The 10,391-nt window shown below is 44.7% G+C and carries 10 protein-coding genes; 3 read left to right on the top strand and 7 right to left on the bottom strand.

Going from position 1 to position 10,391, the window contains the following annotated elements:
• A partial coding sequence (locus tag PN499_RS04740; RefSeq protein WP_272030531.1) for a calcium-binding protein occupies positions 1-1,158 on the top strand: 1,158 nt, incomplete at its 5' end.
• Between the two features lie 141 nt (positions 1,159-1,299).
• On the opposite strand, the gene ctpB is transcribed toward PN499_RS04740, so the two are convergent.
• The gene (gene ctpB / locus PN499_RS04735; RefSeq protein WP_272030530.1) at positions 1,300-2,604 is read right to left on the bottom strand and encodes a carboxyl-terminal processing protease CtpB; all 1,305 of its coding nucleotides are present in this window, start codon (positions 2,602-2,604) and stop codon (positions 1,300-1,302) included.
• Positions 2,605-2,886: 282 nt separating this feature from the next.
• On the opposite strand from ctpB, the gene PN499_RS04730 reads away from it, so the two are divergent.
• Together PN499_RS04730 and PN499_RS04725 are read left to right on the top strand one after the other, a co-directional pair.
• Positions 2,887-3,714, top strand: a complete 828-nt coding sequence (locus PN499_RS04730; protein ID WP_272030529.1) for a hypothetical protein — start codon at positions 2,887-2,889, stop codon at positions 3,712-3,714.
• A 228-nt stretch (positions 3,715-3,942) separates the two neighbouring features.
• Positions 3,943-4,845 (top strand): pentapeptide repeat-containing protein, encoded by a 903-nt coding sequence (locus tag PN499_RS04725; protein ID WP_272030528.1) that lies wholly within the window; start codon positions 3,943-3,945, stop codon positions 4,843-4,845.
• Between the two features lie 411 nt (positions 4,846-5,256).
• On the opposite strand, the gene PN499_RS04720 is transcribed toward PN499_RS04725, so the two are convergent.
• The 6 genes from PN499_RS04720 to PN499_RS04695 form a co-directional block, all read right to left on the bottom strand.
• The gene (locus tag PN499_RS04720) at positions 5,257-6,459 is read right to left on the bottom strand and encodes an MFS transporter (protein WP_272030527.1); all 1,203 of its coding nucleotides are present in this window, start codon (positions 6,457-6,459) and stop codon (positions 5,257-5,259) included.
• 90 nt (positions 6,460-6,549) lie between these two features.
• Positions 6,550-7,854 carry a glutamate-5-semialdehyde dehydrogenase gene (locus PN499_RS04715; RefSeq protein ID WP_272030526.1) on the bottom strand — a complete coding sequence of 435 codons (1,305 nt, stop codon included), beginning with the start codon at positions 7,852-7,854 and terminating at the stop codon, positions 6,550-6,552.
• 69 nt (positions 7,855-7,923) lie between these two features.
• A complete protein-coding gene (locus tag PN499_RS04710; RefSeq protein WP_272030525.1) occupies positions 7,924-8,436 on the bottom strand; it encodes a phosphoribosyltransferase in 513 nt (170 codons plus the stop codon).
• Between the two features lie 331 nt (positions 8,437-8,767).
• On the bottom strand, positions 8,768-8,968 hold the full coding sequence (locus tag PN499_RS04705) for a hypothetical protein (RefSeq protein ID WP_007357960.1): 201 nt from the start codon (positions 8,966-8,968) through the stop codon (positions 8,768-8,770).
• A gap of 342 nt (positions 8,969-9,310) precedes the next feature.
• Complete coding sequence (locus tag PN499_RS04700) at positions 9,311-9,511, bottom strand: hypothetical protein (protein WP_272030524.1); 201 nt, start codon at positions 9,509-9,511, stop codon at positions 9,311-9,313.
• Positions 9,512-9,760: 249 nt separating this feature from the next.
• The gene (locus tag PN499_RS04695; RefSeq protein ID WP_272030523.1) at positions 9,761-10,081 is read right to left on the bottom strand and encodes an ArsR/SmtB family transcription factor; all 321 of its coding nucleotides are present in this window, start codon (positions 10,079-10,081) and stop codon (positions 9,761-9,763) included.
• Positions 10,082-10,391 lie beyond the last annotated feature (310 nt).

Genomic DNA, 10,391 nt, shown 5'->3' with positions numbered 1-10,391 from the left:
CCCATTCCCACAGGAGCACCAACACCAACACCCATTCCAGCAGGAACACCAACACCAACACCCATTCCCACAGCAACACCAACACCAACACCCATTCCCACGGGAACGCCAACACCAACAGCAACACCCATTCCAACATCAACAAATACGCCAATTCCAACAGCAACACCAACACCTATTGGCACACCAACGCCAACAGAGACAATAAGTTCTTCCCCTTTCTCTTCTTTAACCAACTCAGATATTCCCTGTCTTTGCGGGGAAATAGTGCGTCCCGATCTAAATAAACCTAATGCTGTAGATAATATTATCTACAGCAACAACACTAGCAACAACACTAATAGCATCCAGTTCGGAACACCAGAAAATGATGCTTTTTATGGTAGAGATAGTGGGAATATTTTCTATGGTAAATTAGGCAACGATAACGTTTATGGTGGCAACAGTAAGGACATACTTAACGGCAATGAAGGTAGTGACTTCATTGATGGCAGCAAGGGAAATGATTTCATTTTAGGAGGTAAAAATAATGATATTCTCTTAGGTGGCGAAGGTCAAGATTTTATCTTGGGAAATCGCGGTCAAGATTCAATTAATGGTGGAGAAAAAAATGATTTAATTAATGGCAATCAAGGAGATGATTTTATTGATGGGGGCAAAGGAAATGATTCCCTATTTGGAGGCAAAAATAATGATGTATTAGTTGGCAGTAAAGGAGAAGATTCTCTCTGGGGAAACTTAGGGGACGATACTCTGTGTGGCAGTCAAGCTAATGATTATTTGAGCGGTAATGGAAATAACGATATTATTGATGGATGTGGGGGAAATGATACTATCTATGGAGGTAAGGGCAATGACACTCTCTTTGGTTGCGGCGGTGATGATATTTTATATGGAGACTTGGGGAACGATACCCTAATCGGTGATAGCGGGAATGATGTATTTGTATTAGGTATAGGTCAAGGATTGGACATCATTGCTGATTTTACGAAAGGGGAAGATCTTTTGGGCTTATCGGGGGGTTTGACCTTCGACCAGTTAAGTATTACTCAAGGTCAGGATGCAACTTTAATTAGTCACTCGATTAGTGGGGAAGTCTTGGCATTGCTATCAGGTGTGCAAGCTAGTCAAATAGGAAGTTTTGATTTCAAATTGTAAGGGTAATGGGTCATTGATATAGATATCCGTAACGCCGCCCTCTGGGCGGTTTTGTTACCGCCCAGAGGGCAGCGTTACGGATGATACTAAAAAGTAGGGCAGATATTATCTGCCCTACTTTAATTACACCTAATTGCTCATCTAACGAATCTCGTTAGCAGCAAGAGGACGGGTCGAAGGATTAGTTTTCAAAAGTGCGATCGCACGGGCGTAGCAAGGGTCATTTTGAGTTGCTACTAGCGATGGCTTACTGGCTAGTTGTAACTTCTGCTCGTCCGTAACATCCACTTTAATATCCGGTGTCACCCCTTTGTGGCTGATGTCAGTACCGTTGGGAGTGTAGTAGTGAGCGATCGTTACGGCCAATCCCGAACCGTCAGAGAGGGAATGCACTGACTGTACAAGCGCTTTCCCGAAGGTTTGACCGCCCATTACAGTCGCGCGTTTGTTATCCTTGAGGGCTCCGGCTAAAATTTCGCTAGCACTGGCAGAATTGTCATCAACTAAAACCACCAAAGGCTTATCAGTAATCGCAGTGCGATTTGCCCGCATTTCTTCGCTTCCTCCCTCGCGGTCTACTGTACGCACGATCGCGCCTGTATCCATCCACATCCGGGCAATGTCAATGCTGACTCGCAAAAGTCCCCCTGGATTCCCGCGCAAATCTAAGACGAAAGCATCAGCTTTCTGATCCTTAAGTTTTTTAATTGCTTTTTGCATTTGCTCGCCTGCGTGAGCGCTGAACTCTTGCAAGCGGATGTAGCCAACTCGCGTCTTCCCTTCCTCCTTGAGGTTATAGCGAACGGCGGCTACTTCAATTCTGGCCCTAGTCAGAGTTACCTCAAATGGACTTTTTCCAGTTCTGCCAATTTTGAGAGTGACTTTTGTTCCCTCCGAGCCCCGAATCAAGCCAGCAGCGTCACCCACGGTCAGGCCTTCGGTAGATTTACCGTCAATTGCTAAAATTTGATCTCCGGCTTGAATGCCAGCCTCGATCGCAGGAGAATCCTCCATTGGTTCGGCCACGGAGATCGTTTTAGTTTTTTCGTCCTGTTCCAACCTCATACCGACCCCTGTCAGTTCCCCTGAAGTTTGGTTGGTTAGCGCTTCGTACTGCTTTGGGTCCATAAAGCGCGTGTAGGGGTCGTTTAACTTCTCTAAGGCTTTGCGGAGAGCGCTATAAGCTTCTTCGCGAGAAGTATAATCTTTGTTGAGCAACTGCTGCCTTGCGGCTTGCCAATCGACCTTATTAAAGCTGGGATCTACATAATCCCGGTTAACAATTTGCCACGCTTCGTCTAAAACAGCTTTAGGGCTGTCCTGAAGTGCGGCACGGACGGATTGGCTCAGGCCGGGAACAAATAAAGTAACGGAGGCAGTTGTTGCGATCGCCCCGCTCAAGAGGGCAGTACGGAACTTGGAAAATCGTCTTGAGGCTAGGTTCATTGAATTTCGCTCGAATCGATTTTATTTTTTAGATTTTAGATTGGCGTTAAAATCTAAAACCAGAATACTTAATTGGCAGGAGGCTATTATCCTTTAAATAGTCTAGCGACCTTCTCTATGAATTGCCAAGCAATGACAGCTTTATTTGATTAAACTTAAATAGGACTTGCGAAATCTATTTGTAGCGCCACCGTCAAGGCAGTAAATTCACTGCTTTGCCTCTTGCGTTTCCAAGCGTGATACGTAAGTCTATTAAATTAAAAGCTACAAATTGGATGTGCAGTGGATAGGAAAGTTGAACAATCCCAAAAGTGGTTAGGTAAAATCGCCAACATCGCTATAGTTTTGACTGCCTTGGCAGGTATTACTGTGATACAGAGCGATCGGCAATTGGGGGGGCTATCGGCAGATGGTCAAAATGGTGCCAACGCATCGGGCGCACCTGCGATTAGCTTGTCTGAACTCCAAGAGCAAGAAGCTCTACGGCTCCAATTGGCCAAAGTTTCGCCTACTTTTGGGTTTGATAATTTAATTGCAGATTGGACTTTCCTGAAATTCATCCAGTATTTTGGCGATAGCGAGGTGCGATCGCAAACTGGCTATGCTCTCAATACACCCTACTTTGATATCATAACCATGCGTGACCCGCGATGGGTTGATATTTATCCTTTTCTTTCTACAGCAATTTCCTACTATCTGGGCAAACCTGAAGTCGCTATTCCCATGATGGATCGCGGTACTGATGCTCTTTCTCCCCAGATTGACCCTCAAGCTTGGCGGGTGTGGCGGTTTAAAGGTCTCGATCAATTCCTCCTATTAGGGGATATCCCTGGGGCTATTCGCTCTCATGAAATGGCTGCGGACTGGGCTTTAGGAACTGGCGATCGCAGAGTTGCGCCGCTATTGCGACAAACGGCCGAATTCTTGAAACGAGACCCCGATAGTATCCTTATACGGTTTCAGGCTTGGAGTTCGGTTTACTACGAAACTAAAGATCCCTTAGTCCGGGAAAGAGCCAAGAGTGCTCTGTTATCCTTGGGATCTCGAATGGAACAGGACGAAGATGGGAATGTACAATTTTTCTTACCTTCAGAGCCAGTTAAAAAGTAAAGTAGGGTACGTAACGCCGCCATCCTGGCGGTATTGTTACCGCCCAGAGGGCGGCGTTACGGATATTTTCTTATAAAAACTCCATAAAAAGCAACAATTAGTGTTGAGAAATATTAAGTTAATTCCCACACTCTTATTAACTGCGATCGCGCAGGCAAAAACAAATATAAAATCTTTATTAAGAGTTAAGATATATACTTAAATTGCTGGTATCAGGAGTCTACTTAGATGGAAGTAAGCGAACTGCTCAAGCGTTACGAGAACGGAGACAGAGACTTTGCTGGGGCCGATCTCAGCTCGGCTAACCTTAGCGGAGCCATCTTAATCGGAGTCAACCTTTCCGGGGCTAACCTGTCGGGAGCTAATCTGAGCCGGGCCTTTCTCACCAAATCAGAACTCAATGGCGCTTCCCTCCACAGAGCGAATCTAAGTTTTGCCAAAATGGGCGAAATTAGACTGGCGGATGCTGACCTCACGAAGGCAAACATCAGCGGAGCTTTCCTAGTAAAATCTAAACTACCCAGAGCAAAACTCAGCGGCGCGAATATAACCGGTGCTAACCTACGCAATGCTATCCTCTGGAACGCCAACTTATGCAGTGCCGAGCTGCAATTAACCAACCTGCGGGGCGCAAATCTGACGGGGGCAAATCTCAATTGGGCAAACCTCTACGGTGCCAAACTCAGCGGTGCAAAACTTTTTGGAGCTCAACTAACAGGTATTAGTCTCAGGAAAGCTCACCTCAACGGTATCGATTTGGGTGGAGTGGATCTCAATGGTGTCAACTTGAGCGAAGCGAAACTTAATGGAGTCAACTTAGAAGGGTCAAACTTAGTAGGGGCTAATTTTTACGCAGCTCAGTTGCGTAGCGTCAAGTTAACGGGAGCAGACTTAACAAAGGCAAATCTGGTGCGAGCTTGCTTAGTACAAGCAAACTTAAACTGGAGTAGACTGTCTCAGGCAAACTTAAGCCAAGCCGACTTGAGCGAGGCGACTTTAATGGGAGCCAATTTTGAGGGGACTGAGTTAGCGGGGGCAACAATGCCAGAATCGACAAGGCGCTATTTCTGCTTAACTGCGGCGGGTAATATGACAGTTGGGCAAATGCAAGAAATGAGTGCGACGGGTTGAGAAATTTTTACCGCAGCAGTGAGCAGCTCAAGGCTTTAAAAATCCCCCAAGTACCTTGTTCTGCTTACTAACTGTCATATCTTTTCGGGTCTTTCTTCTTTTTATCATCTTTTTCTTGAGCATCTTTTTTTGGTTTTTTGGTTTCTTTGTTGCTTTTTTGTTCTTTAGACATCTTTTTTCTCCTAATTTAGTGCGTAAGTCTTATCATTAATTTTGTTAATTTTGCTGCTTTTATCTCTATTCCTAAAGATAGATTTTTAGGGAATGAGGCAAGAGAAACTTAATTACAATAGATTAAGAACGTCAAGCTCGGATTTGAGATTCTTAGTTTAAACTGATGCGATCGCGACACTGGGAATCAACCTAGCTGTTTTTTCTAATGTCCCAATCCCTGCCGTAATTAAGTAGGATTTAAACTCTAAAATCCTTAAAACTGCTGGTGGCAATGCAAGCACCCGCTAGTAAAAATGCGATCGCGCCGACAATTGCCGCGTTAAGCAAAGATATTCTCAATATGGGCCCCAAAATCACCCCATATAAACTCATTGCTAAGGAAAAACCACCAAAATATACCCCCACGCCTAATCCTCCTCGGTGCGGTGGGATGAGGGAAAGTACAAAGGGAATCGCCCCATTAGCAACTAAGCTATAACTAGCAATCAGGGCAATTATTAAGATCCATATAGCCCCTGTCCCCTGAGCAAAAACTAATGCCAGTAATAGCATGGCTGCGACTACTAATCCTGCGATCGTTACTTTCTGATTTCCAACGCGGGTGGCTAGAATTCCTGCGGGTAAAGATGCAAAAGCTAAGGCGATCGCAATTCCCACCAGCAGCAATTTCACATCTGTACCCCCAATTTGAGTTCCTAACACCTTCGGCAGAATCTCCCCTAACATCAAGCGAGTTCCACAAGCTATACTCATCCCAGTTACAGCAATTAATCCCAGCGCTGGTATAGAAAGCGGTTGATTTGTGGTAGGATTTACTGCTGTTTCCGCCACAGACATATCGGGTTTTTGCGATCGCAATACCGCCACTGCTCCCAATAATACTAAAGAACCGATCGTGAAAGTAATCCCTGGCCCTAAACTCAGAATAAAATCACCAGCGATCGGTCTTGCGGCCCCCGCCAACCCGCCAATTAAAATCAAAACGCTCATTGCTTGAGGCAATTGAGTTTTAACCGCATATTGTCCGATCAGCGAGACAGCCGGAGCCCGAAAAACTGCCATTGCTAAAGCCCAAGCCACAAGCAATACAGGCAATACCCAGCGGAAAACTTGGTAGGGTTTGCCAAAAATGAAGACAGCAGGAATGGCAATAAAAAGAGCTGAAGAGAGAATGATTCCCAAGGAAATTAAGGGAAAACGAGAGCCCATCCATTGCCGCTGTTTATCTGAAAGCCCCCCCATTATAGGTTCGAGCGCTACTGCTAAAGCATCTTCTAGAATTGATACCGGCTGCTCTAGCCCTGGAAAGCCAAAACCTGCAAGCAGTTGAGGCAAATAGATGCGGTAAATCATCCATGTTAGGGTAATAGCTGCCTGTACAGCAGCTAAACCACCGACTTGCCTCCACAGAACAGCGGGCTGAGATGGTGAGAGATTCATGGTGACTGCATTTTATGGTAAATTTGTCAACCTTATCTCAACTCGGAAGCGATCGGCAATGAAGAGAAGGAAATCGGCAAGGATACTTTTTTACAAATCCCGATGAGTAAACTCTTTGGCATCTTTACCAACATAACTCGCCGCAATCTGACCATCCCCAACAACTCGATATTTATATGTCACCAACCCCTCTAAACCAACCGGCCCGCGAGGTGGCATTTGCTGAGTGCTAATCCCCACTTCTGCACCAAATCCATAGCGGAAACCGTCAGCAAAACGAGTCGAACAATTGTGATAAACTCCGGCTGCATCGACTTGATTTAAAAATGTTTCAGCGGCTTCTATATCTTCAGTAACGATCGCATCTGTGTGCCTAGAACCGTAGGTATTTATGTGATTAATTGCCGCTTCTAAGCTATCGACAATTTTAATAGATAGGATCGAATCGCTGTACTCCGTTGACCAATCTGCCTCGGTTGCGGCTGCAATCTGTAAAATTTTACAGGTTTTGGGATCGCCCAATAATTCTACTTTCACAGCTTGTAAAGCCTGGGCAACTATCGGCAAAAACTCAGCGGCTATTGCACTGTGAACTAATAAGGTTTCAATGGCATTACAAGCGGCTGGATACTGAGTTTTAGCGTCAATTGTAATTTCTACGGCTTTGTTAAAATCGGCGGCTTTGTCCACATATAAATGACAAATTCCCTCAGCATGACCTAATACGGGAATGCGCGTATTTTCTTGGACAAATCGTACAAATGAGTTAGAACCTCTGGGAATAATTAAGTCAACGTAGCCATCTAAACGCAACATTTCTAAAGTTTCTTCCCGCGTGGTTAGTAACTGAACTGCTTCGGGATTGACGGCAGTTTTCACTAATGCTTTATGAATGATTTTTACTAAGGTTTCGCAAGAACGAATCGCCTCTTTACCACCTTTGAGAATTACGCCATTGCCTGATTTAATGGCTAGAGATACTATTTGAATTAATGCCTCTGGACGGGCTTCAAAAATGATTCCTAACACGCCTAAAGGACAGGTGATGCGCTTCAGAATTAAGCCTTGGTCTAATTCGCGATTAATTTGTACGACACCAACAGGATCGGCGAGTTTGCCAACATCTCGAACACCAGCGATCGCGCCTTGCAATTTCACTGCGTCTAACTTCAGCCGATTGTATAGCGGCTTGGCAATGCCTTCAGCCTCAGCCGCTTGGCAATCAGCCGCATTCGCTGCTAAGATTTCTGGGGCTGCTGTTTCTAAGGCTTGCGCGATCGCTTCGATGGCTTGATTTTTTGCCTCGGTCGATAATACTGCCAGCGATCGCGCAGCTTGGCGGGTTTGGATGGCGATTTCAACTAGAGAACGGGATGCAACTTGAGAAATAGTCATAAAAAAGTTCGGTAAGTGGGAAACGAACGAGTCTTTAGACCTGAGAGGGAGAGGATAAAAGTGTACTAATTAGCCCACAAAGGCTACCGCTAAATCAGCCGGATTCATTTTCTCATAGGGTTCAAAAGGTTGATGAATCCAGGGATTATCCACTAAATAATCTACATAGTAGTCAGGCTTTGCCACCGAACAAGCTTTGTACCAAAGGACAGCAGTACGGATTTCTTTGATATCCGAACCATAGTGAGTGTTTAGCCAAATCTGACTCTGCTCTAAACTGATACCTGAATCTACTAAATCATCTACCAACAAAACATGAGTCCCTAAATTAGCCGTGGTCATAGTTAAATCGCGTGAAAATTGGATCTCACCGCGCACTTGACCCCCCGATCCACCGTAAGACGAAGTAGCTAAAATTGCTAGAGGTAAATTATAAATCCGCGATAGAATATCGCCAATCCGCATCCCGCCCCTAGCAAGGCAGACAATTTGATTAAATTCCCATTGAGATTGATAAATGTTTGCTGCTAGGCACTCAATTTTCTGATGGTACTCTGACCAAGAAACGTAAAGGTCGCTCATCCCTGGTGTTATTGAGAAGGTAGAAATATATTTTAAGCATATATAGCAACCGCCAAGGCCGTTAGGGCAACTCCAACTTTTACCTCTGGTTCATAATCCCTTAGAGAGTAAGCTTTTCCCTCTGCTCTCTTCCCTCTTCCCTAGTCCTGAGCATCGTAGCCCCTAGCCCCTAGCCCCTAGCTATATATGGACTGATGAGGCAGACTTTCCGGTAAAAACCTTTAAGTCTGCCTCTTACCGCTCGCGATGCGGAGTAAATAAAGTTCAGGAGTGTCTCAGTTCCGATTGTTGGTTCGATCTTGGTAAGAAGGGACTAGATTTCTTGTTAAATTTAATCAACTACTTTCAGCCAACCCCGGCGAACAGCGTGGAGTAATCGGTTAATGGCGGTTTGATCTTCTTCTGTGAGAGCTTGTTCTAGGAGTGCAGTCCTGAGCTGTTGCCGGTGATTTCGAGTCAATAGACCAGAGTGGTACACCTGAAAAACTAGCTCGGCAATAGTAAATTGAGGTAAAAGCGCTTGAGCCATCATTAGATTTTCTTGTAACTCGCTTTTTATAGTTTGACTGGTTTCTATATCAAATAATGTGATTGAACACCTCTACCAAAGTGATAATTTATAGCTGAGCTAGTGATTCATATCAATCTAAGTTTGTGATCGATATCAAAGGTACATAGTTTTGCTTAAGACTGGATAGGATTGTGGCTTCTAATGAACGTTAAAAAACCCGGTTGCTGCGAGCAACCGGGTTATGACCGGATTGAAAGATTATTTTTTCCCACATAGTTAATTGAGTGAATTATTTACAGCAATTGATAAGGTCAGAAGATGATAGAGATAAGAAATAATTAACTCTATTTGCTAGCTAGGAAATTAATCTAAAATTGTTACCCAACCTCGGCGGGTGGCGTGAATGAGGCGATCGATCGCGGCTCGATCTTCTTCGCTGAGGCCACACTCTAAGAGTGCAGACATGAGTCCGTAGCGGTCAGTGCGAGTCAGTTTACCGGATTGACAGACGTGATAGAACAGTTCGGCGATCGCGCGGTCAGCTTGGAGAGCTTGAGCTTGCATAGTGTTGATTGGAACTCGACAATTCTAATATCTCGCATTTTCCCAAGCACTCTAGTGATTCAACTACTTAAAGGTATGCGATCGTTCTCAATTGAATTTGTGACCAAAGTCGGCGCGATCGAGCGATCGATCTTTGGGTTTTTTGTGATACTGGTCACATTAAATTTCTGTGGTTGACAGTAAGCAATTTAGAGATTATCCTATTTTTGATAAAGACCTAACTCCTTGTAGGGGAGAGGTGAAACTCAATTATTGAAAGAAGCTACCAAAACAACAGATCAGCAATTCGCGATTTAAGGAATTGTACTTAGTCTGACCTTCTTTGCGAATTTGGATGAGACCGGCCCCGGCCAAAGTTTTAGAGTGATGGCAAAATAAGGCGAGGCTAATTCCGACAGCAGCAGCAATTTCTGAACTGCTCATTTCCCCCTGCTTGGCTAAAAGCTCAACAATTCGCAAGCGTGTGGGGTCGGAAAGTGCAGCAAAAATCCTCACTCGGAGCTCAGCGTCGCTTTTGGCGGGCACTGGGAGAGGTATCGCTTGGAGGTCGTCGTCGCAACTATCCGTCATCAGCAGTTGGTGTGGGGAATTTAAGTTGGTGGTTATCTCTATCTTACGCTGCTAGGGGCTTTTCTGAAATAGTTAAATAACTACTTGACTATTGGTGGCAAAGTGATTAAACTTTTTAGTTAAATGGTTGTTTGACTACTTCATTGCAATTGCAGCAGTCGGCGGTTGAAACCGCTACTACACAAACGAAGTCCGCCTACGCGGACTCAAAGAATCAATGGGTAATACCAAATCTGGGTTAGTCATCCCCTTGATTAGCAATAATCCGTCATTGCGAGCGAAGCGAAGCAATCGCAGAGACTAGGCGATT

The organism is Kamptonema animale CS-326 (assembly GCF_028330895.1).
Taxonomy (GTDB): Bacteria; Cyanobacteriota; Cyanobacteriia; order Cyanobacteriales; family Microcoleaceae; genus Kamptonema; species Kamptonema formosum.
This window is presented reverse-complemented; position numbering and strand designations above follow the sequence as displayed.

What these genes read in the sequence shown, in the direction of transcription:
- ctpB (WP_272030530.1), bottom strand. Translation starts at nt 2,604, where the DNA reads ATGAACCTAGCCTCAAGACGATTTTCCAAGTTCCGTACTGCCCTCTTG.
- PN499_RS04725 (WP_272030528.1), top strand. Translation starts at nt 3,943, where the DNA reads ATGGAAGTAAGCGAACTGCTCAAGCGTTACGAGAACGGAGACAGAGAC.
- PN499_RS04720 (WP_272030527.1), bottom strand. Translation starts at nt 6,459, where the DNA reads ATGAATCTCTCACCATCTCAGCCCGCTGTTCTGTGGAGGCAAGTCGGT.
- PN499_RS04715 (WP_272030526.1), bottom strand. Translation starts at nt 7,854, where the DNA reads ATGACTATTTCTCAAGTTGCATCCCGTTCTCTAGTTGAAATCGCCATC.
- PN499_RS04710 (WP_272030525.1), bottom strand. Translation starts at nt 8,436, where the DNA reads ATGAGCGACCTTTACGTTTCTTGGTCAGAGTACCATCAGAAAATTGAG.
- PN499_RS04705 (WP_007357960.1), bottom strand. Translation starts at nt 8,968, where the DNA reads ATGATGGCTCAAGCGCTTTTACCTCAATTTACTATTGCCGAGCTAGTT.
- PN499_RS04700 (WP_272030524.1), bottom strand. Translation starts at nt 9,511, where the DNA reads ATGCAAGCTCAAGCTCTCCAAGCTGACCGCGCGATCGCCGAACTGTTC.
- PN499_RS04695 (WP_272030523.1), bottom strand. Translation starts at nt 10,081, where the DNA reads ATGACGGATAGTTGCGACGACGACCTCCAAGCGATACCTCTCCCAGTG.